20 protein-coding genes are annotated in these 23336 nt (G+C 65.2%); 9 read left to right on the plus strand and 11 right to left on the minus strand.

Annotation, left to right across the window (positions count from 1 at the left end; all coding sequences use genetic code 11):
* Positions 1-50 precede the first annotated feature (50 nt).
* From MLB1_RS04110 to MLB1_RS04135, 6 genes are all read left to right on the plus strand, one after another.
* On the plus strand, positions 51-467 hold the full coding sequence (locus tag MLB1_RS04110; protein ID WP_180748419.1) for a DCC1-like thiol-disulfide oxidoreductase family protein: 417 nt from the start codon (positions 51-53) through the stop codon (positions 465-467).
* A gap of 82 nt (positions 468-549) precedes the next feature.
* Positions 550-1905 carry a zinc-dependent metalloprotease gene (locus MLB1_RS04115; protein ID WP_180748420.1) on the plus strand — a complete coding sequence of 452 codons (1356 nt, stop codon included), beginning with the start codon at positions 550-552 and terminating at the stop codon, positions 1903-1905.
* 91 nt (positions 1906-1996) lie between these two features.
* Positions 1997-2875, plus strand: coding sequence for a hypothetical protein (locus MLB1_RS04120; RefSeq protein ID WP_180748421.1), 879 nt, complete (start codon positions 1997-1999; stop codon positions 2873-2875).
* A gap of 50 nt (positions 2876-2925) precedes the next feature.
* On the plus strand, positions 2926-4272 hold the full coding sequence (locus MLB1_RS04125) for an AarF/UbiB family protein (protein WP_180748422.1): 1347 nt from the start codon (positions 2926-2928) through the stop codon (positions 4270-4272).
* A 58-nt stretch (positions 4273-4330) separates the two neighbouring features.
* Complete coding sequence (locus MLB1_RS04130; RefSeq protein ID WP_180748423.1) at positions 4331-5662, plus strand: AarF/UbiB family protein; 1332 nt, start codon at positions 4331-4333, stop codon at positions 5660-5662.
* 65 nt (positions 5663-5727) lie between these two features.
* Positions 5728-7077, plus strand: coding sequence for an AarF/UbiB family protein (locus MLB1_RS04135; RefSeq protein ID WP_180748424.1), 1350 nt, complete (start codon positions 5728-5730; stop codon positions 7075-7077).
* A gap of 66 nt (positions 7078-7143) precedes the next feature.
* Here the strand turns inward: MLB1_RS04135 and MLB1_RS04140 are convergent, their stop codons facing one another.
* The 4 genes from MLB1_RS04140 to MLB1_RS04155 form a co-directional block, all read right to left on the minus strand.
* Positions 7144-7428 carry a WhiB family transcriptional regulator gene (locus MLB1_RS04140; RefSeq protein WP_180749679.1) on the minus strand — a complete coding sequence of 95 codons (285 nt, stop codon included), beginning with the start codon at positions 7426-7428 and terminating at the stop codon, positions 7144-7146.
* Between the two features lie 170 nt (positions 7429-7598).
* Positions 7599-7814 (minus strand): hypothetical protein, encoded by a 216-nt coding sequence (locus MLB1_RS04145; RefSeq protein WP_180748425.1) that lies wholly within the window; start codon positions 7812-7814, stop codon positions 7599-7601.
* A gap of 120 nt (positions 7815-7934) precedes the next feature.
* Positions 7935-8759: a dienelactone hydrolase family protein gene (locus MLB1_RS04150; protein ID WP_180748426.1), complete on the minus strand. Its 825-nt coding sequence runs from the start codon at positions 8757-8759 to the stop codon at positions 7935-7937.
* A 58-nt stretch (positions 8760-8817) separates the two neighbouring features.
* A complete protein-coding gene (locus MLB1_RS04155) occupies positions 8818-10884 on the minus strand; it encodes an ATP-dependent DNA helicase UvrD2 (RefSeq protein WP_180748427.1) in 2067 nt (688 codons plus the stop codon).
* Positions 10885-11044: 160 nt separating this feature from the next.
* Here MLB1_RS04155 and MLB1_RS04160 point away from each other — a divergent pair, with 160 nt between their 5' ends.
* Complete coding sequence (locus MLB1_RS04160) at positions 11045-11335, plus strand: mycoredoxin (protein ID WP_180748428.1); 291 nt, start codon at positions 11045-11047, stop codon at positions 11333-11335.
* Positions 11336-11351: 16 nt separating this feature from the next.
* Here the strand turns inward: MLB1_RS04160 and nudC are convergent, their stop codons facing one another.
* The 4 genes from nudC to MLB1_RS04180 form a co-directional block, all read right to left on the minus strand.
* Entirely contained in the window at positions 11352-12257 is a 906-nt protein-coding gene (gene nudC / locus MLB1_RS04165; protein WP_180748429.1) for an NAD(+) diphosphatase, read from the minus strand.
* A gap of 1 nt (position 12258) precedes the next feature.
* Positions 12259-13344 carry a potassium channel protein gene (locus MLB1_RS04170; protein ID WP_180748430.1) on the minus strand — a complete coding sequence of 362 codons (1086 nt, stop codon included), beginning with the start codon at positions 13342-13344 and terminating at the stop codon, positions 12259-12261.
* Positions 13345-13480: 136 nt separating this feature from the next.
* Positions 13481-16711: an ATP-dependent helicase gene (locus MLB1_RS04175; RefSeq protein WP_371750555.1), complete on the minus strand. Its 3231-nt coding sequence runs from the start codon at positions 16709-16711 to the stop codon at positions 13481-13483.
* Positions 16708-19872: an ATP-dependent DNA helicase gene (locus MLB1_RS04180; protein WP_180748432.1), complete on the minus strand. Its 3165-nt coding sequence runs from the start codon at positions 19870-19872 to the stop codon at positions 16708-16710. Before MLB1_RS04180 ends, MLB1_RS04175 begins: the two co-directional genes overlap by 4 nt.
* A 77-nt stretch (positions 19873-19949) precedes the next feature.
* On the opposite strand from MLB1_RS04180, the gene MLB1_RS04185 reads away from it, so the two are divergent.
* Together MLB1_RS04185 and MLB1_RS04190 are read left to right on the plus strand one after the other, a co-directional pair.
* Complete coding sequence (locus tag MLB1_RS04185) at positions 19950-20729, plus strand: alpha/beta fold hydrolase (RefSeq protein ID WP_180748433.1); 780 nt, start codon at positions 19950-19952, stop codon at positions 20727-20729.
* A gap of 11 nt (positions 20730-20740) precedes the next feature.
* Positions 20741-21070, plus strand: coding sequence for an MGMT family protein (locus tag MLB1_RS04190; RefSeq protein WP_180748434.1), 330 nt, complete (start codon positions 20741-20743; stop codon positions 21068-21070).
* On the opposite strand, the gene MLB1_RS04195 is transcribed toward MLB1_RS04190, so the two are convergent.
* The 3 genes from MLB1_RS04195 to nirD are packed head-to-tail and all read right to left on the minus strand — an operon-like array spanning position 21044 to position 23265.
* Positions 21044-21775: a sirohydrochlorin chelatase gene (locus tag MLB1_RS04195; RefSeq protein ID WP_180748435.1), complete on the minus strand. Its 732-nt coding sequence runs from the start codon at positions 21773-21775 to the stop codon at positions 21044-21046. The genes MLB1_RS04190 and MLB1_RS04195 overlap by 27 nt on opposite strands.
* Positions 21768-22922 (minus strand): uroporphyrinogen-III synthase, encoded by a 1155-nt coding sequence (locus tag MLB1_RS04200; RefSeq protein ID WP_180749681.1) that lies wholly within the window; start codon positions 22920-22922, stop codon positions 21768-21770. Before MLB1_RS04200 ends, MLB1_RS04195 begins: the two co-directional genes overlap by 8 nt.
* Positions 22912-23265: a nitrite reductase small subunit NirD gene (gene nirD / locus MLB1_RS04205; RefSeq protein WP_180749680.1), complete on the minus strand. Its 354-nt coding sequence runs from the start codon at positions 23263-23265 to the stop codon at positions 22912-22914. Before nirD ends, MLB1_RS04200 begins: the two co-directional genes overlap by 11 nt.
* Between the last annotated feature and the right edge of the window lie 71 nt (positions 23266-23336).

Genomic DNA, 23336 nt, shown 5'->3' on the forward strand with positions numbered 1-23336 from the left:
GCAACAGCCGATTGGTACCCCGCCGCCATTACTCTCGTGGTGGAGGTTCGATGAACGAGGATGCCCCCGTCCTGCTGTACGACGGCGTGTGCGCACTGTGCAACGGTGCGGTGAAAAAGATCCTGCGCGACGACCAGGTCGGGACGATGCGATTCGCGGCACTCGACAGCGAGTACGGCGAGCAGGTGATCGAACGGCACCCCGAACTCGTCGGCGTCGACTCCTTCGTGATCGTCGACAACCCGGGTGGGCCGGCCGAACGAATACATATCCGCTCCGACGCGGTGTTACGCGTCGTCGAGTATCTGGGCGGAACCAGGCGCGCCTCGCTCATCGCGCGGTTGATCCCCCGTCCGGTCCGCGATGCGCTCTACCGGCTGGTGGCGGGCATCCGGTACCGGGTGTTCGGCCGGTACGACACCTGCCCGGTGCCGCCGCCCGAGGTCCGCGCACGTTTCCTGGCCTGATCGCGTGCGGGAAATTCGGTGTGTTCCTCTGATTACGCCGTGAGCGTGATCGAGCCGCATCAACCGGCGGTACCGTGGAGATATGGCCGACTTCCCCTTTGGATTCGCTGCTGGCGACGACCCTGACCGCGAGCGGGGCGACGGCGAGCGATCCGGGTCCGGCCCGGGTTCGTCGGGTGCGGACCCGTTCGGCTTCGGATCTGGGGGATTCAATCCGGCCGACCTCGGCCAGATCTTCACCCAGCTGGGCCAAATGTTCAGCGGTGCGGCCGCAGGCGCGGCCAGCGGTACCCCCGCAGGCCCGGTCAACTACGACATCGCCCGTCAACTAGCCTCAAGTTCAATCGGTTTCGTCGCCCCGATCACCGAGAGCACCACATCGGCCATCACCGATGCGGTGCACCTCGCCGACACCTGGCTGGACGGCGCCACCACATTGCCCGCCGGCGCCACCCGTACCGCAGCCTGGACCCCAACCGATTGGGTGGACAACACCCTGGAGACCTGGAAGCGATTGGTCGATCCTGTCGCCGAACAGATCTCGGGCATGTGGGCGGCGAACCTCCCGGAAGAGGCCCAGGGCATGGCCGGTCCACTGCTGGGCATGATGACCCAGATGGGCGGCATGGCCTTCGGATCTCAGCTCGGCCAGGCCCTCGGACAGCTGTCCCGAGAGGTGTTGACCTCCACCGATATCGGACTGCCGTTGGGCCCCAAGGGCACCGCGGCCCTACTGCCGGCCGCCATCGAGGCGTTCTCGGAAGGTCTGGAACAGTCCAAGGGCGAGATCATGACGTTCCTGGCGGCCCGGGAAGCCGCACATCATCGCCTGTTCAGTGGCGTCGGCTGGCTGACCATCCGGCTGCTGGACACCGTCGAGCAGTACGCCAAGGGCATTACCATCGATATGAGCGCCATTGAGGAAGCCGCACGCGGCTTCAACCCCGCCTCGCTCAACGATCCGTCCGATATGGAACAGATTCTCTCCCAGGGCATTTTCGAGCCGAAGACCACACCGCAGCAAGAGCAGGCGCTGGAGCGCCTGGAGACCCTGCTTGCTCTGGTCGAGGGATGGGTGCAGACCGTGGTGACCGATGCGCTGGGCGAACGCATCCCGGCGACCGCGGCCCTCAGCGAGACATTGCGCCGTCGCCGCGCGACGGGTGGCCCCGCCGAGCAGACCTTCAGCACCCTGGTGGGTCTGGAACTGCGTCCACGCAAGCTGCGTGAGGCCGCGGACCTGTGGCGGCGGCTTACCGACGCGGTCGGCGTGGACAAGCGCGACGCGGTCTGGGCACACCCCGACTTGATCCCCGACTCCGGCGATCTGGATAACCCCGCCGCCTTCATCGATCGCATCGTCGGCGGCACCGACCCCGCCGATGACCCGATCGCGCAGATCGAGAAGCTCGATCCGGGCACCCCCCCGCAAGACTGAGAAAACTGAGGCGGCGCCTATTCGGCGCTGGTCAGCACCCGAATCGGGCTGTGGATAAACGGCTTTCGGCTGCCTGCCGGACGCATCGGATATGCCACAGTGGGTCATGTCCAGCGAGCCGACGTTCACCCTCGACCCAGCACGTCCCGTGCTGCCGCGGCCGGACAACGGGGTGCAGATCGGCTGGGCGCCACGTCGCGCAGTAATCGTGCGCCCCTCGACGAACGCGCCGGCCGCCGCGGTACGACAGCTGCTGAGCTCACTCAGCGATGAACTCACCTGGGATCAGATACTGAACCTTCAGTGTGTCAAGGACTTTCACGATATCGAGGACATCCGGTCCCTGCTGGACGAGTTGGTCGACACCGGCGCGGTAATCCGTCGAACCCGTCCGCTCGCGGTCGCATCGCCGATGATCCGAATCGTCGGCCGCGGTCCGCTTTCCGACGCTCTCGCCGTAGCACTGCGGCATAGCTCGGCACGCATCCAGCGCTCGACACAGTCGGCACACGGAAAGTCTTGGCAATATGCGGATTTGGTGATACTCGCCGATGATCTGATAGTCGACAACAGGCTGCTGCGCACGCTCGCCTGTGCCAATGTGCCGCATCTCGCCGTCCGGGCGCGCGATGGCACCGGTCTCATCGGGCCCATGGTTCTGCCCGGTATCACCAGTTGTCTGGAATGCGCCGACCGCCATCGCCGGGATCGTGACGAGCAGTGGCCTGCGGTCGCGGCTCAGCTCACCGGAACCGTGGGCGTCGCCGCCCCGGCCACGGTGCTGGGCACCGTCGCGGTGGCGCTCGCACAGATCGATCGGGTGCTGTCGGCCATCCGCGGACAGACGCCAGGACCGCTGGCAACGCTCAACGCGACACTCGAGCTCGACCTGGCCACCCACGCGTTGACCGCCCGGCACTGGACCGCGCACCCGCTGTGTGGGTGCGGTGCCTACTTCGCCGCGGGTTGACAGTATGGGCCGCTGAGTCAATATTCGCGCGCGCCAGGCATGATATTGGCATGGCAGAAATCCGGCGCGGCCGCGCAGCACGCGCCGCCAAGCTCGCATCCCTCCCGGCAGGCATCGCCGGTCGCGCCGCGCTCGGCGTCGGCAAACGAATTGCCGGCAAGTCCAAAGAAGAGGTCAACGCCGAGCTCGTCGAAAAGGCCGCCGAGCAGTTGTTCCAGGTGCTCGGCGAGCTCAAGGGTGCGGCCATGAAGATCGGCCAGATGCTCTCGGTGATGGAAGCCGCCATCCCGCCCGAGTTCGGCGAGCCCTATCGCGAGGCGTTGACCAAACTGCAAAGTGACGCACCCCCGCTGCCCGCAGACAAGGTGCACCGCGTGCTCGACGCCCAACTCGGCACCAAGTGGCGCGAACGCTTCCAATCCTTCGACGACAAACCGGTCGCCTCCGCGAGCATCGGCCAAGTACACAAGGCTGTCTGGAAGGACGGGCGCGTTGTCGCCGTCAAGGTCCAGTACCCCGGCGCCGACGATGCCGTCCGCTCGGACCTCAAGACCATCCAGCGACTGTCCTCACTGTTCAAGCAGGTGGCTCCCGGTGCCGATATCAAGGCCATCATCGACGAGCTCATCGATCGCACCGAAGAAGAACTCGACTACCGCATAGAGGCCACCAACCACCGCGTCTTCGCCAAGGCCTTCGCCGGCGACCCCGAGTTCTACGTGCCACCAGTCGTGGCATCCGCCCCCAAGGTGATCATCACCGAGTGGATGCAGGGCCGCAAACTCTCGGAGATCATCGCCCAGGGCACCGAGGACGAGCGCAGCACTTGCGCACATCTGCTGCTGGAATTCAGCATCAGCTCCCCGTACCGCTGCGGGCTATTGCACGCCGACACTCACCCCGGAAACTTCATGCTGCTTGAAGACGGCAGATTCGGCGTCATGGACTTCGGCGCCTGCGCCACCCATGAGGGCGGCCTCCCCAAGGGCTTCGGACCGATCCTGCGCCTGGCCCGGGATGAGAAGTGGGAAGAGCTGACCGCGGTACTGCGGTCAGAGGGCTTCATCCCGCCGAGCGCAACGGACGTCTCTCACGAAGAGGTCAACTCCTATCTTGCGCCGTACATCGAGCCGCTCAATCATGAAACATTCCACTTCAGCCGCAAGTGGTTGCAACGACTCACGGCCAAGGCCACCGATTTCCGGAGCGCAGAATTCCTCGAGTCGTTCAAGACCAGCCGCCAGATGAACCTGCCGCCCAACTACCTCATGCTCTTCCGAGTCCTTGGCGGCCTGGTCGGTATCGCCGCACAACTCGACGCCCCGGTGGATTACGCCGCCATCGTCGACAAATGGGTCCCCGGCTTCCACGAGGACAGCACGGTCAGCGCACAATAGGACCGAAAAAGAAAACGCGCGTTGTCATTATTGGGTGCGTACCGGGCATGATGTAGCCATGGCTGAGATCCGCCGCGGCCGCGCCGCACGTGCCGCCAAGCTCGCATCCCTTCCCGCGGGAATCGCGGGCCGCGCCGCACTCGGCGTCGGTAAGCGACTTACCGGCAAGTCCAAGGATGAAGTCAACGCCGAGATGATGGAACGCGCCGCCGAGCAGCTGTTCCAGGTGCTGGGCGAGCTCAAGGGCGCGGCAATGAAACTGGGCCAGGCGCTTTCGGTGATGGAGGCCGCCATTCCAGCCGAGTTCGCCGAGCCGTTCCGTGAGGCGCTGACCAAGCTACAAAGCGATGCTCCTCCCCTGCCCGCGGCCAAGGTGCACCGCGTGCTCGACGCGCAGCTGGGCACCAAATGGCGCGACCGGTTCCAGTCGTTCGAAGACAAGCCCGTCGCCTCCGCCAGCATCGGCCAAGTACACAAGGCTGTCTGGAGCGACGGACGCGTTGTCGCCGTCAAGGTCCAGTACCCCGGCGCCGACGAGGCCGTGCGCTCCGATCTGAAAACGATGCAACGCCTCGCGGGACTGTTCAAGCAGATCGTTCCCGGTGCCGACGTCAAAAGCATCATCGACGAACTGATAGAGCGCACCGAGGAGGAGCTCGACTACCGCATCGAGGCCACCAACCAACGCAAGTTCGCCAAAGCCTTCGCGGGGGATCCGGAGTACCACGTACCTCCGGTGGTCGCCTCCGCCCCCAAGGTCGTCATCACGGAATGGATGGACGGCCGCAAGCTCTCCGCGATCATCGCCGACGGCACCGAGGACGAGCGAAACGAGTGCGGTAGGCGTCTCGTCGAGTTCACCGTGAGCTCTCCCTATCGCTGCGGGATCCTGCACGCCGACACCCACCCGGGAAACTTCATGCTCCTCGACGACGGACGTTTCGGCGTCATGGACTTCGGCGCCGTCGCCACCCACGAAGGCGGCTTCCCGCCCAACCTGGGTCCGATCTGGCGTCTTGAGCGGGACGGGAAGTGGGATGAGCTCATCCCTCTGCTCCGTGAGGAAGGGTTCATCCCGCCGAAGAAGGACGTGACACCGGAGGAGATCGACGATTATCTCCGGCCGTTCATCGATCCACTGAAAACAGACGAATTCCACTTCAGCCGCAAGTGGTTGCAGCGCGTCGCCGCCAAGTCCAGCGATCTACGTGGTGCCCAGTTCCAGACCGGCAGGCATCTGAACCTTCCCACCAACCAGGTGATGATCTTCCGCGTCCTGATGGGGATTACCGGGATCTTGGCCCAGCTCGACGCCACAGTCCCGTACGCGCGGATCATCGGTGACTGGGTACCGGGCTTTCGAGAAGACACACCTGTCGCCGCCAGCTAGCACCAGCTAGCATTCCGTCAAGACGTCCCGGCAAAGGTGCCGGACGGAAAGGGCACAGGTCTGTAATGGCAGATATTCGCCGCGGCGGAATCGGACGTATGACCAAGCTGGCGAGCCTGCCCGCCGGAATTGCCGGGCGCGCAGTCCTCGGAGTCGGTAAACGACTGACCGGCACCTCCAAAGACGACGTCAACGCCGAACTCCTGGAACGGGCGGCCGACGAGCTCTTCAACGTGCTCGGCGAGCTCAAGGGCGGCGCCATGAAGGTCGGCCAGGCCCTATCGGTGATGGAAGCCGCGATACCGCCGCAGTTCGCCGATCCGTTCCGTGAGGCCCTGGTCAAACTGCAGAGCGAGGCCCCACCGCTGCCCGCGGCCAAGGTGCACCGCGTGCTCGACGCGCAGCTCGGCACCAAATGGCGCGACCGGTTCCAGTCCTTCGACGACACACCCGTCGCCTCGGCCAGCATCGGACAGGTACACAAGGGCATCTGGAAGGACGGTCGCGAGGTCGCCGTCAAGATCCAGTACCCCGGTGCCGACGATGCACTGCGTGCGGATCTCAAGCTCATCCAGCGGATGACGCCACTGGCCAAACAGATTGCGCCCAAAGCAGATATCGACAGGCTCGTGGCCGAGATCAGCGACCGCATCGAGGCCGAGCTGGACTACCGCCAGGAGGCCTCCAACCAGCGCGCCTTCGCAAAGGCCTTCGACGGCGATCCGAAGTTCTTCGTCCCGGCCGTGGTCGCCAGCGCACCCAAGGTCATCATCTCCGAATGGATGGAGGGGCGGCGACTCTCGAAGATCATCGCCGAGGGCACTCCTGAGGAGCGCGACTCCGCCGGCGCTTTGATGCTCGAGTTCACGGTGAGCTCACCGGTACGAGTGGGCCTGGTCCACGCCGACCCGCATCCAGGCAATTTCATGCTGCTACCCGACGGCCGTTTCGGCATCATCGATTTCGGCGCCGTAGCCGAGCACCACGGCGGTATTCCGCCAGAGTTCGGCGAGGTGCTGTGCTGGGCTCGGGATGAGCAATGGGATCAGGTGATCCGACTGATCAAGCAACTCGGATTCATGCCGTCAGAGGTCCAACTGTCCGGGGATCAAGTAATGGATTACATCAGGCCGCTGTGGCCGTATGTCGATCCGCTGCGCTCGGGCGAATTCCACTTCACGCGACAGTGGTTCCAGCAGGCCGCGGTGGCATCCACCGATCTCCTGGACGAGGGCTTCACCGAACGGTTCAAGCTGGCGCGTCAAATGACGGTGCCACCGGGCTACGTCATGCTGCTGCGCACGCTCGGCGGAATGATTGGAGTGCTTGTACAACTCGACGCGCACCTCAACTACGCCGCGATCGCCGAAGAATGGATGCCAGGGTTCTTCGAACCCAACGTCAAGCCCGCCTAATGACAATGCTCCCCACCGCCATGGGCGATGGGGAGCATTGCTTATCGGGGCCTACGACATGCCGGGTCATGCTGCGGCGGGATCTGCTGCCGGCAGCGGATCCTTGCGGGGACGTCCACGCGGCCTCTTGCGGGCCACGATGACACCCTGATCCAGGATCTCGCCACCCCACACACCCCAGGGCTCCGCGCGGTCCAGCGCTGCAGTCAGGCACTGCGAGCGGATCGGGCACTCCGCGCACAGCGTCTTAGCACGCTCCAGGTCAGCGGGGCTTTCCGCGAACCACAGGTCCGCATCCGTTGCGTGGCACGGTAGCGCACGCCTTCGGGCCTCCGTTTCGACGGTCATCATCTGTCCGTTCACCTGCTTCCTCTTCGGTTCCTTGTAAAACTTCTGATCTCGTATCGGTGTCTTATCGATCGAGATCCGGAACCACGTCTGAGGTTTTGAGGCTCAAACAAATGTGGCCACGGATCCCGGTGGTGTCGGGTCCGTGGCCTAGGAGGCGGTTGCGGGGCTACCTAGATGTATCCCCTATTCACGGACGCGACATTCGCGGCGGCAGCGACGGCGCGGTGCTTAATCGCAGGAACCGATGCGGCCGGCGACATTGCAACTACCGCCGGCTTAGCGGCAGCGGCATGCGTCAGGAGCGACGGCGGAGCGATCGGCAATACGACAAACGCACCATGGGCATCACGCCACAAGGTGTCGCCGTAATTGGTGGCTGTATTCATCGCTCCTCCTTCCGTCTACTCACACATGAACAGGTCTGGTTGAGAATCCTCACGAATTCCTGATGCCCAGAGTAAAAGGTCGTCTATCGGTTGACAAGTTATTTTTGACCTGCGGATATTTCAGGCTGGGGTCAGCAGCCGGGACCGAAATAGTTCCAGCACCTGATCAAGCGCCGCGCGCGTGGGCTGACCAGGCTCGTCGATGAGATGTTCGGTCACCACCGAATGCGGTGGCATCAGCGAGTTGGGGTTCGCGGCATCACCGGGCAACTCGATGGCGATGAAGGCGTCGCCCAGCTCCTCCCTGAGGAACTCGAACCGCTCGGCGGGCACCAGCTTGTCGGTGGTGAAGCGCATGCCGAGCACCTTGAGCCCGTCGTGCTGACAGCGATGCTTGACCTTGGCCAGGTCCTCCGGGGAGATATCGATGTTGTGGCGGGCATTCTTGGTGAGTCCGAACGGCAACGAGGGCTGAGACAACACGGGCGCCAGCAGGCGGTCGTCAGCGGCCATGGCCAGCGCATATCCACCCGTGAAGCACATACCGATGGCACCCACTCCGGGACCGCCATTGCGCTCATGCTCGTTCTGGGCCAGTGCGCGCAGCCATGCCACCACTGGGGAGCTCTTGCCGGTGGCCAGCACTGTGAACTCGCGGCTCACACACCCACGGAACATCGACGACAGCCCATAGGTGGCTGTTCGGAGCCAGCCATCGGCCTTGGGATCCACGCTCTGCCCGGGGTTTCCAAAGAGGTGCGGCATGACGGCGGTGCAACCGATATCGGCCACCTTGCGCGCGAAGTTCGCAACCTTGGGGCTGATTCCGGGCATCTCGGCGATCACGATCACCGCTGGTCCACTGCCCTTTCTCAACACGATCTTGGTATCGCCCTCATGAGTGAAGGTGGCTGCTTCGAAATCACGGAGGTCATCGTCGGCCATGCGCCGAGCCTAAGGCGAGATCACGATCAGCGCTAGACACGTGTTGAACAAGGGCTTATCAGGATCTGGCGCGTACCAAACGAAGCACATCGGGGCCGTACTGCTCCAGCTTGCGCGCACCGATCCCGGGAATGGCGACGAGCGCGGCGTCATCACCGGGAAGCAGTTCGGCGATGGCGATCAGGGTGTTGTCGGTGAACACCACGAACGCGGGCACCTTCATCTCCTTGGCCGTCACGAGCCGCCAATCCTTCAGCGCGGCAAGGAGTTCCTCATCGATATCGGAAGGGCAACTCTCGCAGCGCCGCAACAGCACCGCCGCCGGGGTGCTGAGCGCCGCATTGCAGATCCGGCAGCGCGCCCCACTACCCCGGCGCCTCGGCGTGGCCGAAGCGGGAAGCTGTGCGGTGGGCGCGATTCCGTTGAGGAACCGCGAATGCTTACGCGTCTTGCGGCCACCCGCAGCCCGCGCGAGCGCCCAACTCAGATTCAGATGCACACGGGCGCGGGTGATTCCGACATATAGCAGGCGCCGCTCCTCCTCAACCGGCTCGATATCGCCTGCTCGCGACAGGGCGTGCGAGATGGGCAGCGTGCCGTCGGCCAGCCCTACCAGGAACACCGCATCCCATTCCAGGCCCTTCGCCGCATGCAGCGAGGCCAGGGTGACACCTTGCACTGTCGGTGGGTGGCGCGCCTCGGCCCGCACCCGCAGCTCACGGACTAGCCCCGGCAGATCGAGCTCCGGCAGTAGAGCACATTCCTCGTCGGCGAGCACGGCGAGGGCACGTAGCGATTCCCAACGTTCGCGCGCCTGGGTTCCGTGCGGCTCCTCGGCAGACAGGCCCAGCGGTTCCAGAATATCCCGAACCTGTTGTGGCACAGGAGTGTCTGCGTTTCCACGCTCTGCCGCACGATGCAGGGCAACCAGCGCCTGGCGCACCTCTTGGCGCGTGAAGAAACCTTCGCCGCCGCGCACCTGGAACGGTATGCCCACCTCGGTGAGCGCCTCCTCATACACCTCCGACTGCGCGTTGATCCGGTACAGCACCGCGACCTCCGATGCCGGAGTTCCTGATTCAATCAGTGCCGCAATAGATTTCGCGACAGACTTCGCCTCAGCCGCCTCGTCATCGTGTTGAGAGAATCTGGGAGTGGGCCCTTCTGGCCGTTGACCGATGAGTTGCAGTTTACTGCCGGCCACCCGTCCTTGCGCCGCCGCGATCACCCGGTTGGCAAGCGAAACCACTTGCGGCGTCGAGCGATAATCACGTTCGAGACGAACCACGGCCGCGTCGGGGAATCGACGGGAGAAGCCGAGTAGATACTGCGGGGTGGCCCCGGTGAACGAATAGATGGTCTGGTTGGCGTCGCCCACCACTGTCAGGTCGTCGCGGGCACCAAGCCAGGCGTCGAGCACCCGCTGCTGCAACGGGGTGACGTCCTGGTACTCGTCGACCACGAAACAGCGGTAGCGGTCCCGGAATTCGTCGGCGACAGTCGCCGAGTTCTCGATAGCGGCCGCGGTGTGCAGCAGCAAGTCATCGAAATCGAGCAGGGTCGAACCGTCGGGCCGGGCCTTGAGTTTCTCGTAGCCCGCGTAGACCTTTGCGACCTGTTCGGCCGGTACCGGCGTGTCCCGCCCGAATCTGGCGGCGGCCGCCGGGTAGGCCTCGGGGCTGATCAAAGACGCCTTGGCCCACTCGATTTCACCGGCGAGGTCACGCACGGTGTCGGTGGTGGTGCTCAGCTTGGCGCGGTTAGCGGCCTGCGCGACGATGGTGAACTTACTGTCCATCAGCTCCCAGCGGGTGTCGCCGACGAGCTGCGGCCAGAAGTACCGCAGCTGCCGCAGACCGGCGGCGTGGAAAGTGACAGCCTGCGCGGATCCGACGCCCAGATCGCGGAGCCTTCCACGCATCTCCCCCGCGGCTCGCTGGGTGAAGGTCACCGCAAGGATCTGGCCGGGAGCGACGTGCCCGGATTCAACCAGGTGGGCGATGCGATGGGTGATGGTGCGCGTCTTACCCGTCCCGGCGCCGGCGAGCACACACACGGGACCGCGCGGCGCGGTGACGGCGGCACGCTGTTCGTCGTCGAGACCATCCAGTAGGGAGCGCACCACCCGGCCATCTTCGCAGCAACCGCCGACAAGGCTCGGTCACACCCCGCCTTTGCTCCCCGCCGAGAGTGAAGCCATGGCGGGATTTTCGGTGAATTTCCGCCATGGCTTCACACTCGACGTTGATAGATCTCACACCCCGGACGGAACACCCGGAGGGGGTATGACGTTGAATGCTTATGTGAGCGACACCAGCACCTTGACCATGTACTCCACCACCTGGTGCGGCTACTGCCGTCGACTTGAGACGCAGCTCAAGGCCGCGGGTATCGACTACACCAAGGTCGATATCGAGCAGGATCCGGCCGCGGCCGACTACGTCGCGAACGTCAATGGCGGGAACCAGACGGTGCCGACCGTCAAATTTCCGGACGGCAGCGCGCTGACCAACCCGTCACTGGCCCAGGTCAAGGCCAAGCTCGGCTGGGGGAACCTCCCACTTGTGGGGGAGTAGTTCCGTCCGCCCGTAATCAGGCGTAGGCCCAGGACTCCACGATCTCCCGGGCGATCGAGATGGATCCGGGCAGCATGAGCCGTGAGTCGGACTCGGTGGTCCAGTCCCCTATCGCCAATGCGGCACGCACCTCATCGCGGGTGAACCAATCGGCCTCGGCAATTTCTCCGTCGTTGAACGAGAAGGGCTGCGTCGGGTCACCAAGGGCGTGGAAGCCCAGCATGATCGACCGCGGAAACGGCCACGGTTGGCTGCCCAGGTATTCCACATCGGTGACGGCGAGACCGACTTCCTCGGAGATCTCACGGGCGACGCAGGCCTCGAGAGACTCGCCCGCCTCGACGAATCCGGCCAGCAGCGAGAACATCCGTTCCGGCCAGAACTTCTGACGGGCCAGCACTGCCCGGTCGCCGCCGTCATGCACCAGGCAGATGACGGCGGGGTCTGTGCGCGGGAACTCTTCCTGCCCGGTGGTCGAGTTCACCCGAACCCAACCACCCTTGGCCGGGCTGGTGGGTGATCCGTCGACGGGGCTGAATCCGGCGTTGTCGTGCCACGTCAGCATCGCCATCGCCGTGGCCAACAGCGCCGCGCTGGTGTCGTCGAACAACTGACCGGAGCGGCGCAGGTCTAAGAGCGGCGCACTGTCGTCATCGAGCTCGGCGCGCACGGCCCACACGTGTCGGCCGCCCGGGATGCGCCCCAAGAACACGGCGTGCTCGGGCGGTTGAGCGCCGACACTGGCGGCGTCTTCGAGAACCACCTGCCCGTCGACGATGTTGACCCGGCCGCGGACATCAAGCGTAAGCAGCCCGGCGGCCACCCACCCTTTGGCCAATTCCTCAGGGCTGGAACGTAATTCGTCTGCACGATCCAAGCCGATACGCGAAAGCAGCGGCACATTACGGAGCCGGAAACTCATGTCAGGCCCCGGCGTTGCGGACGTAGAGCAGGCGGTCGGTTGCCTCGATGGAATCGACCTCGGGTGCATCGACCCGGTGCAGGGTGCCATCGCGCACCACGCCCAGGACGATGTCCGAGAGATGCCGTGGTGAGCCGCCGACCTCGCTGCGCTCCACCTCGCGTTCGGCGATCGCGAACCCTGCCTCCGGTGTCAACAGGTCCTCGATCATCTCGACGACGCGGGGTGTCGAGGTGGCGATGCCGAGAAGACGTCCCGCCGTTTCCGAGGACACCACCACCGAGTCGGCGCCCGACTGGCGTAGCAGGTGCACGTTCTCGGCCTCGCGGATCGCCGCGACAATCTTGGCCTTGGGAGCGAGTTCGCGAGCGGTGAGCGTGACCAGCACCGAGGTGTCGTCCCGGTTGGCGGCCACGATGATCGACTTGGCGTTTTGAACACCGGCAAGCCGCAATACATCCGATTTGGTGGCGCTGCCTCGCACCGTCACCAGATCAGAGGCGGACGCGGCGTCCAACGCCATCTGATCTTCGTCGACGACCACGATTTCAGACGGGGAGGCGCCATCGGAGATCATCGCCTGGACGGCGGTCTTCCCTTTGGTGCCGTATCCGACGACAACAGTGTGGTTGCGCACGCGGGCCCTCCATCGCTGGATCTTCAGTGCTTGACGCGAACGTTCGGTGAGCGCCTCGACCGTGGTGCCGACCAGAACGATCAGGAACAGCAGCCGTAGCGGTGTGATCACGAGAATGTTCACCAACCGGGCACCCTCGGTGTACGGGGTGATATCGCCGTAACCCGTGGTCGAGAGTGAGACGGTGGCGTAATAGAAGCAATCCAGGAAGCTGAGCGGATCGCTTTCCTCCGGCGTGGCTGCGACATCGCGGTAGCCGCCGCGGTCGAGGTACACGACGATCACGGCGGCGAAGAGCGTTCCCACCGCGATCAGGATGCGTTTTCCGATGGCCCGCCACGGGCTGGCGGCATTTTGGGGAATACGCAGGACACCGACCAACGCGTGGTCTGGCTGTGCGGTTAGCGCTCCGTCGAGGCCGCGAAACCGCTGGCGAAGCTTACCGGCCATGGATGAGCCGTTTGCGCGAAGACCAACGGCTCCAGCCCGATCGCGTCCGAGTCACCGGTTGCACGGGTGTCAATCTACTCACATCGCGCCCGTGATTCGCGTTGGCCAGCTGATAGCCGGGATGTCGGCACCGAAATCACTTCACAGTCAGCCCAGCGAGCTCTGCTGCCTGCGGCAGCTCGGGCAGTTCGGCAGGTGCGACGGTCCGCCCCGTGCGCACGTAGTGGAACACCGCGTTCACCTGTGCGGGATCGATCCCCTGGAGCGCCGCCCACGCTTGCCGGTACACGGCCAGCTGCAGGGCCGCGGCCTCCATCTCCGCACCCGACGGCTCGTGACCTGTCTTCCAGTCGACGACTGTCCAGGTGCCATCTGTGCCGCTATCGGGTCCGAACACGGCGTCGATCCGGCCGCGGACGATGGTTCCAGCGACGGAAATCTCGAACGGCACCTCAGCTTCTACCGGGGTTCGGTCTGCCCACTCCGAGTCAAGGAATGCCGACTGCAGCACCGCCAGATCCTCGGCGTCCTCCAAATCTCCGTAGCCATCGCTGGGCAGATCTTCGAAATCGATGAGGCGTACCGACCCGTAATGCCGCTGTACCCACGAGTGGAAGGCGGTGCCGCGGCGAGCTTCGAGGTCGGGACGTGTGGGCCGCGGGCGGGCGAGACGGCGGGCGAGCGCCTGCGGGTCGTGACGCAGATCGACCAGGCTTGTCACGGAAAGATGCTGAGGAAGCGCCACTTCCGTTCGACGATGGGCCTGTTCTCGTTCGCGTAGCAGCGCGTCGACATCGGATGTCCAACCGTCGGGATCGTCGTCGTTTTCGTCCTCGGCCGGCGACGCGGCACCCGCGAGCGCTTCCCGCACCATCCGCGCCCCTACTTCGATCTCGCTACGCCTGCCCTGGAGTGGGTCAGCGGGCCACTGTGCTTCGACAGTCTGATCGAGCATGGGATTGCGTTCACCCGCCGCGGGAGCGGGAGTCCACTCCTCCACTGTTCCGCACGGAATGCCCTCAGCGGCCGCGCCTTCGATGACATCCCGCAGCTCGATCAGAAAGTCGGACGGCCCCTTGGGTTTCAGTCCGGTCTGCCCCCAATGGTGTCCCGAGACGAAAAGCTGTTCGGCCGAGCGAGTAACCGCCACATAAAGCAGTCGGCGTTCCTCGTCGATCCGACGGGTGGCCAGGCTGTCTTTATGCCGCGCAATGGCATCGGAGAGCTGTTTACGATTCGTGATGCCCTCGGTGTTCAACTGCGGGACCCCGAAACAATCGCCCTGGGTGGCGCGATCGCCCCGCAGCAAGGGAGGCAGTTCGGTGGCGCTCGTCAGCCACGTCGACGCGGCCACGCCCGATGGAAAAACTCCAGCACTCAAGTGCGGGACCGCGACCACATCCCATTCCAGCCCCTTGGCCGAGTGCACGGTCAGGATCTGCACCCGTCCCGGGCTGGCCGCGACTTCCACTGGTGTGAAACCTTTTTCAATTTCCCATGCCGCGTCAAGATATTGCAGGAACGCGGCGACCAGCCCAACCGGGTCGCTCTGGTCGGCGGCCTCGGCGAATCCGGCGGCGACATCGGTGAATGCGCGCAGTTGGTCCAACCCGCCGGTGCGCCGCCCCGCCACGAGCTCGACGTCAAGTGCCAATACCCGCTGCACCTCGGCGATCAGGTCGGTGAGCGGCATACCGAGCCGAGTGCGCAGACCGGACAGTTCCCGCCGCAGCGCCGTCAGGCGAATCCAGCCTTCCGGCGAATACTCTTCTGGCGTACCGGGATCACTGATGGCGTCGGCCAGGCACGGAATGTCCGCGTCCTCCCCCATCACGGCGGAGCCGCCGCGGCCGAATCCGGTCGCCCGTCGCCACAGCACCGCCAGATCATGGGCGCCGAGGCGCCATCTCGGACCGGTCAACACTCGCAGCGCCGCAGGCCCGGCGGTCGGGTCCGCAACAAGGCGCAGCATCGCGACGCTATCGGCGACCTCCGGAATACCAAGCAAGCCCGTCAATCCGACGACCTCGACCGGAACACCATGTGCGGAAAGAACCTCTGCCATCGGGGCGGCGTCGCTGTTGCGCCTGACCAGAACCGCCGACGACGGCGGACGGTTCCCATCGCGTTGGGCTTCCTCGTATACCGAGGCCAGTTGTGTGGCGACCCACTCCCGTTCCGCCCCAATATCGCCGAGCAGTGCACAGGCGATGCGTCCGGAGGTCGCGTCGGGGCGGGGACGCAGCGGCCGCACCGCCACCGAACGCCGCCGAGCTTCCTCTGACACGGCATTGGCTAAATGCAGAGCCTCGGGCGGGTTACGCCAACTGGTGCGCAGTTCCCGCGTCGGCGCGGGCGATCCGTCGGACAACGGGAAATCGGTGGTGAACCTGGGCAGATTGGTTGCCGAGGCACCGCGCCAGCCATAGATGGACTGGATGGGATCGCCAACCGCGGTCAACGCCAACTCAGGATCGACACCCCGTCCGAACAACGACGACAACAAGATCCGTTGAGCATGCCCGGTGTCCTGGTACTCGTCGAGAAGCACTACCCGGTAGCGATCCCGCTGGGTTTGTCCGACGATAGAGTGATCAGCGGCCAGGCGGGCCGACAGCGACATCTGCGCTCCGAAGTCGAGAACACCACGGGCGCGCATCTCCTTTATCAGCCGGTCCACGATCGTAACGAGTTGCGTTCTTTCACACTGTGTTTCGACCAGACGCAACAGCCAGGCACTTGGCCGGCCCTCACGCTGATACGGTCCCGGCGGCAGGGTGTGAATCAGTTGTTCCAGTTCATCGTGCGAGGACAACAAGTCGGTGGTGTCCACCAGATGTTCGGACAGCTGTCCGGCCAGGGCGAGCACCTGAGCGGTGACGGCTCCCGGTGTCTTCTCCGTGTCGAGGTCGCCGTCGAAATCACAGACCAATCGGAAGGCCAACTGCCACAACTGCGTTTCGGTCATTAGTCGCGCATTGGGTTCCATCGGCAATAGCAGTCCGTGCTCCCGCAACAAGGTTCCGGCGTAGGCGTGGTAGGTGGCGATGACTGGATCCGCAGCATCTGCACTGACCGGAGGCAGGATCCCGCTGCCGGCCAGCCGGGCAAGCCGTGACCTGACGCGACGCAAGAGTTGGCCGGCGGCCTTGCGGGTGAACGTCAACCCGAGCACCTGCCCCGGGGTCGCATATCCGTTGGCTACAAGCCAGACGACCCGGGCAGCCATCGTCTCGGTCTTACCCGCGCCCGCCCCGGCAATCACCACCATCGGTCCGGGCGGCGCCCCGATGACAGCGGCCTGCTCCTCAGTGGGCTCAAAAAGTCCTAGCGCCCTGGATAGTTCGACCGGCGAGTATGTGCTCACGACTGGCATACTGCCTGCCCTTCGGCCTGCGCGGGGCAGCAGGCCCGCAGCGGGCAGTGCCCGCACCCGTCGTTGACCCGCGCGACGAACACCGGCCCCTGGGTGTTGGCCGCGGCGGTGTGGATGGTCTCGCGCCAGGCGCCCTGGGCAGCGGGAGTCAGCGGATCCTGATGGCGCTGCGTGGCACCGTCATCGAGGTTGGATTTGGCGACATACACCAGCCGGCCACCACCCGGTTCACCCGCCGGTTCCCCGTCGATCAGCCCTGCGGCAGCGGCGACCTGGTAGGTGGCGAGCTGGGCGTGTTGCTGCACATCGTCTTTGGTAGCGGGACTTTTTCCCGTCTTGATATCAACGACGACGGGGCGGCCTTCAGCATCACGTTCAAGCCGATCGATGCGGCCCACCAGGCGCACCTGCGGGTAACCCAAATGCGTCAGCACTCCGTCGACACCGATCTCTCGACCGACTTCGGTGAGTTCGCCGCGGGTCGTCGCACGCCAGGCGGTAAAGGCCTCCAGTAGCTCCTGGTGCCGACGTAGCTCGTTGCGCGCGTACCACTTCGACTCGAAGGGCATTGTTTCCCACGACTTATCGAGCTCCCGGCGCATCGTATCCGCATCTCCAGAGTGCTCACTGACGAGCGCGTGCACAAGCGTCCCGAGCGCTCGACGCGGATCCGTGAGGTCGGTGCCACCATGTCGTTCCAGCAGCCAGCGCAGTGGGCAGGCGATGAGCGTCTCGATATTGGAGGGCGACAAACGGACCGGACCGTCCTCGGTGTGCCATAGCGGACCGCCACTGCTGACATCGGCTAGCCCGTACCAGGATTCGGGATCCGCACCGGGGATGCCTGCCTCCGCGAGCCGGGCCAGTTGTCGGGCGGCGGCGCGGCGACGGGTCGCGTTCACCATGCCTGTGGAGTCGGTGACGACGGCACGCAGCTCGCCCACGAGGTTCGCGGCGGTCAACGTCCGGGACTCCGCTGTCCCCGGCCGACGCTCGGGCATTACCCAATCCGGGTGCGCGAGCATGAGTTCGGTGAGGAAGCGGGAAGGCATCGCGGGCCCGCCGCCCATATCGGCGTTCTCATTGTCGACCGCGGTGATAAGTACTCGGCGACCTGCCCTGCCAATGGCTAGCAGCAGCAGACGGCGCTCCTCCGCGAGTGCCACAGCCGATCCATCGACATGCGCCGCTTGATCGATGCCCGCCAGCACATCCATCAGCTCCTGGGTACGCAGCACGCCTCCCCGCACCGCCGTGTTGGGCCATAGCCCCTCCTGCACACCGGGGATCGCGACCACCTCCCACTGGCGACCCACGGCAGCGTGCGCACTGACGATGGCCACAGCGTTGGGCTCGACCCGTGTCACTCGCCGACCGGCGAGCGCCAGCGACCGGATGTGGTCGATCAATCCCGTCACACCGATGCCCGGTGTGCGCGCCACATGTTCGGATGCCAGGTCGAACAATGCGGAAACCGCATCGAGATCCCGGTCGGCCTGAGCGCCCAACGGACCCCCGTGTTGGGACAACCCGTCCCAGCGTCGCTGCAGACCCGACCTGCTCCACGCGGACCACAGCACGTCGAGAACGCTGGTGCCAGATGTGATGGCGTCACGAGCTGATGCGATCACCGCCCGCACGCGTCGCAGCGGAGCGGCCTGGATATCGGTGAGCGCCGCAACGTGCATGGAGTCAGCATCGACGAGAACCCCACGGAGCAGCTCACCGCTAGTTCTGTCACCTCCCCGGGCCTCCTCGGAGCGCAGCAATTGGCGTCGTAAACGTCTCAGCGCCACCGGATCCACGCGCCCGATCGGGCCGGTCGCAAGGGCCGCTGCCTCCTCGTCGTTCACCCCACCCTGCGCGGCAGATACCGCCAGCAGCAGCGCGTGCACGACGGGCACGGCGGCCACGGGACCGTCATACGACTCGGCATGTACGGGAACGCCTGCGGATTGCAGAACACGGCGCAGGGCCGCGCCACTGCGCGGTACCGACCTGACGATGACCGCCATCTGAGACCACGGCACCCCGTCGATCAGATGGGATCGCCGCAGCAGATCGACCACGAGCGACGCTTCGGCGGTTTCGGAGAGCGCGCCGGCGAGACGAACGGCGGCCGAGGAATGCTCCAGCCCCAGGATTTCACGCCCGGCGGAGCTCCCGGGCAGTCGTCGCGCCACCGCGTTCGCGAGTTCCGCAACCGGTCCAGCGCAGCGATACGAACGGCTGAGTTCGATTGTCGTGGAATCCGATTGCAACAGCTGCGCGTCCGCGCCCCGGAATCCGAACACCGTTTGGTTGGGGTCACCCGCGAATGCCGACAACAAGGCACCCCCAGCGAGCAGCCGCACCAGCAGCGCGGCCTGTGGGTCAAGATGCTGGGAATCGTCGACGAGTAGAAGATCTATGCGATTACGTTCTGCGGCAAGAATTCCCGGATCAACGGCGAAGGATTCCAATACCAACCCGACGAGCTCGGCGGCGCCGAGTGCCGGCACCGTCGCCTGCGGAGCCGCCATCCCCACTGCGGACCGCAGCAGCATGACCTCCTCATATTGCCGTGCCAGGCCGGCGGCCGCGACCCACTCCGGACGGTTGTGTCGTCGTCCGATCGCTCGAAGTGCGGTGGCGTCCACGCCGCGCTCGGTGCAGCGCGCCATGAGATCCCGGACGCCGGTGGCGAAACCGGCCGTCGTCAATGCGGGTCGCAGCGAATCCGGCCATGCCCCGCTGTTATCTTCCGCATTGCCGCACAACAATTCCCGCACAACGCTGTCTTGCTCGGCCGCAGTGATCAATCGCGGCGGCGGATTGCCCTGACGGGCCGCGTGGGCGGCAAGCACGGCGAAGGCATACGAGTGCACGGTGCGAACCATGGGTTCACGGATGGCAATGTCGGCGCGGCGCTCGAACACCTCCGCCGAGATCCGGGTCCGCAGATCGGCACTTGCCCGAGCGGAACCGGTGAGCACGAGAACGGATTCCGGGCTCGTCCCCGCCGCGATCCGCGCCGCCACAATGTCCACCAGCAGGCTCGTCTTCCCGGTCCCGCTACCGCCGACCACCACGAATCGGCCCTGCCGGGCCGGGTCCAGCAGATCCGCCGCGGCGCCGTCCCAAGATCGCGGGGAGGCGCTCGGTGTCGGCATACGCAGATCACAGCATGTCGGTCCGACAAGTGGAGCTGACCTGGGTATCCATCAGGGGATAGTGCGAGGATGCTGCAGTGACGCCGTTGTTGAACGCCCACCGATACGGTCCCGATGAACCCGCGCGCCTGCTGGCACTGCATGGACTCACCGGACACGGCAAGCGCTGGGCGCCGCTGTTCGATGAACACCTGTCCGATGTGCCGACCCTGGCACCGGACCTGCTGGGGCACGGACACTCCCCCGCGCCCGCGCCGTGGTCGTTGGAGGCGCATGCCGACGCGGTGGCCGCCGTGCTCGACGAAACGGAGACCGGGCCCATCGTGGTGGTGGCGCATTCATTCGGCGGCGCCACGGCGCTGCACTTGGCGGCGCGCAGACCAGACCTCGTGAAGTCGCTCATACTCCTCGATCCGGCAATCGGACTGGACGGCGACTGGATGCGTCAGATCGCCGAGCAGATGGTGGCCTATCCGGACTACACCGACCGCGCCGAGGCGAAGTCGGACAAGGTCGCGGGTGCCTGGTCGGACGTACCGGATGAGGTCATCGAAACCGAGCTCGACGAGCACCTGATCCAATTGTCCAACCTTCGGTGGGGCTGGCGCATGAACCTGCCCGCCGTGGTCACCGCCTGGAGCGAGCTGGCGCGCGATATTGCCCTACCGGCCAACACCATTCGCGTCACGTTATTACGGGCCACCCGCACCTCACCACCGTATGTGACGACCCAGCTTCTCGACGCGCTCCAGGCCACACTCGGCGACCGATTCGAACTGATCGATATCGACTGCGATCACATGGTGTCCCAATCCCGACCTGCGGAGACCGCTGCCGCGATACGGTCACACCTGTAGTTAGGAAGACCATGGCTGCCGAAGAGCCGCGTGCACGAAGAGAGTCCAACCGCGTTTCCGAGGAACAGGTCGAACTGGTGCGCTCGCTGGTCGCATCCATCCCGACAGGGCGGGTGGCCACCTACGGTGACATCGCCGACGCGGCAGGGCTTTCCAGCGCGCGGATCGTGGGGTGGATCATGCGCACCGACTCTGCCGATCTGCCCTGGCATCGCGTCATCGGCGCGAGCGGTCGCCCAGCACCGCATATCCTGACGCGTCAGCTCGAACTACTGAGGGCCGAGGGCGTATTGGCGACGGACGGACGTATCGCGTTACGCGAAGTCCGCCACGGCTTCTAGCGCACCCGACACCACCGTGGCCGAGGTGAACCGTCGCACCACCAGATCTACGATCTCGGGATGTACACCCAACGGTTGCGCAACGCCATCGGCACCGCACCCATTGAGGCGCTCTTGAAACAACCCATGTGCCAACAGGTATGACGCGATGAAGACGCGGCGGCCGGTCGCGCGCACATCCGCGACCACGTCGGCCACCCGCGGCTCTCCGGTAGCGATGTAACCCACCCGGACGGGTCCGGTGTGACGCGCCAACATACTTGCCGCGATATGAACCTCATGGCGGGCACGGGGATCCGAGGAACCCGCCGCGGCAAGCACCACCGCATCACCGCGGCGCCATCCGACCTGACGTAGCCGCTCTGCCATGACGCCGGCCAACACGGGATCCGGCCCCAACGCTTGGGTGACAGCCACGGCCGGATGTCCGCTCATTTCAATATGCTGCGGAATATCTTGCCGCACATGATATCCCGACGCCAAGAAGGCCGGAACCAACACTGCTGGACCTTCGATCGTCGAGAGCACTTCCGACGGCGTCGGGCCCAGCACGTCGACGAACGCGGTGCGTACCGAACCCACGCGCCGCGCCACCGCCTCCGCGAGGGCCGCAATATTCTCCACCCCGGCGGCCGACCGGGTTCCGTGTGCGACCAGGACGAGCTCATACCCGGATGAGCCGCTTGCGCGAAGACCATCAACCATGACATTCCCCAATCGTGGTCGGGTCGATTGCCAGCCGGTAACCCCGTTTGACGACTGTCTGAATCACTTTCGGTGTGCCGAGCGCGGACCGCAGACGGGTCATCGCCATCTCGACCGCATGGGTGTCATCTCCGCCTCCGGGCAGTGCTGCCAACAGGTCCTCGCGGGATACCACCTGGCCGGGGCGCACCATCAGCCGCTTCATCAACGCCATTCCCGCTGGGGAGATCTGCCGCGTCTCGCCGTCGACCGCGATCCCGCGGCTGCGTACGCTGACGACGTGCCCGCCGGCGTGGAAACGTGGTGCACGCCTGGTCAGTTCGTCTGCCATGTGCCGGGCCAATGCTCCCAGCCGGGCCCGTTCGGGCTGCGTCGTCCGCACGCCCAGGACCTCGAGCGGTGCGGCGGTCACCGGTCCGACACACAGCGGCGCCACCCTTCCCCGCAACGCGGACAGCAGCTCATCCAATCGGCCGGTTGCCTTGGCACGACCGAGCATTGACGCCACCGCAGGGGCGCTCGTGAAACTCATCCCGTCCAACTCGGCGTTAATGGCCATGGAGATCATGCGGTCCATTGGCCGCTGATCCTCTGGCGGCTCCCAGCGGTAAACCGGCACCCGGATCACCTGTGCACCAGCGATTGTCAGCGCCTCGCATAGATCAGCGATGGGTTCCCATTCGGTCGCGGCACCATGAAGCTGCACCGCGATACGCCGCCCCTCCACACCCTCTTCAAGCAGCCGATCCAAAACTTCCGCGGAGGACTCCGATGCGGGCGACCACTCTTCGCGCAGCCCCGCTTGGCGAATCGCCCCGGTGGCCTTGGGTCCGCGGGCGACCAGGCGCCCGGATTCGAGCGCCGATTTGAGACTGTCGGCCACGCCCCACTCATCGGCGGCCTCGATCCAGCCACGGAAGCCAATTCCGGTGGTGGCCACCGTGACATCTGGTGGGTTGGCGATGACAAGTTCGGTGGCGCGCTGCAGCTCGGCATCGTCGGCCAACGGGATGATTCGGATCGCTGCGGCGTGCACGACGGCGGCGCCGCGGCGCTCCAAGAGCGCGATCAATTCCTCTGACCGGCGGGCAGCCGTGACACCAATGGTGAACCCGTCGAGCCGACGATCCTGCTCGTTAGGCGGCAACCGCGTCCCGGTGTCGACTCCTGAGCATTCCGATTTCGACATTTCCATTGCTCACCCGCACCTCGAAGACTGGCAACCGGCGCGACGCATCATCGAGGCAACGCCCGTCTATTAACGAGAAGACCTGCTTGAGCAGCGGTGACGCCACAGTCGGCTCGCCGCCGCGATCACCGGTCAAACCACGCGACATGACGGCGGCCTGGCCGTATGGATCCATGTTACCGACCGCGTACAAGTCACCACTTGGCAGCAGAAAAAGCGCGGCCTGCACATCGTCCGGCAATAGCACCGCCACACCGCGGCCCGGGGTGAGCGAATCCACCGCGCAGGCCGTCGACCACACGTACTGGTACCGCTTAAATCTGGGGCGAGCATCCAGGATCGTCATCTCCGGCCTTTCTTCTCGTTCTGTTG

This window comes from Mycobacteroides sp. LB1 (genome assembly GCF_013449725.1).
Classification (GTDB): Bacteria; Actinomycetota; Actinomycetes; order Mycobacteriales; family Mycobacteriaceae; genus Mycobacterium.

Coding starts and splice junctions, on each gene's coding strand:
- MLB1_RS04110 (WP_180748419.1), top strand. CDS start 51: ATGAACGAGGATGCCCCCGTCCTGCTGTACGACGGCGTGTGCGCACTG.
- MLB1_RS04115 (WP_180748420.1), top strand. CDS start 550: ATGGCCGACTTCCCCTTTGGATTCGCTGCTGGCGACGACCCTGACCGC.
- MLB1_RS04120 (WP_180748421.1), top strand. CDS start 1,997: ATGCCACAGTGGGTCATGTCCAGCGAGCCGACGTTCACCCTCGACCCA.
- MLB1_RS04125 (WP_180748422.1), top strand. CDS start 2,926: ATGGCAGAAATCCGGCGCGGCCGCGCAGCACGCGCCGCCAAGCTCGCA.
- MLB1_RS04130 (WP_180748423.1), top strand. CDS start 4,331: ATGGCTGAGATCCGCCGCGGCCGCGCCGCACGTGCCGCCAAGCTCGCA.
- MLB1_RS04135 (WP_180748424.1), top strand. CDS start 5,728: ATGGCAGATATTCGCCGCGGCGGAATCGGACGTATGACCAAGCTGGCG.
- MLB1_RS04140 (WP_180749679.1), bottom strand. CDS start 7,428: ATGATGACCGTCGAAACGGAGGCCCGAAGGCGTGCGCTACCGTGCCAC.
- MLB1_RS04145 (WP_180748425.1), bottom strand. CDS start 7,814: ATGAATACAGCCACCAATTACGGCGACACCTTGTGGCGTGATGCCCAT.
- MLB1_RS04150 (WP_180748426.1), bottom strand. CDS start 8,759: ATGGCCGACGATGACCTCCGTGATTTCGAAGCAGCCACCTTCACTCAT.
- MLB1_RS04160 (WP_180748428.1), top strand. CDS start 11,045: ATGACGTTGAATGCTTATGTGAGCGACACCAGCACCTTGACCATGTAC.
- nudC (WP_180748429.1), bottom strand. CDS start 12,257: ATGAGTTTCCGGCTCCGTAATGTGCCGCTGCTTTCGCGTATCGGCTTG.
- MLB1_RS04170 (WP_180748430.1), bottom strand. CDS start 13,344: ATGGCCGGTAAGCTTCGCCAGCGGTTTCGCGGCCTCGACGGAGCGCTA.
- MLB1_RS04180 (WP_180748432.1), bottom strand. CDS start 19,872: ATGCCGACACCGAGCGCCTCCCCGCGATCTTGGGACGGCGCCGCGGCG.
- MLB1_RS04190 (WP_180748434.1), top strand. CDS start 20,741: ATGGCTGCCGAAGAGCCGCGTGCACGAAGAGAGTCCAACCGCGTTTCC.
- MLB1_RS04195 (WP_180748435.1), bottom strand. CDS start 21,775: ATGGTTGATGGTCTTCGCGCAAGCGGCTCATCCGGGTATGAGCTCGTC.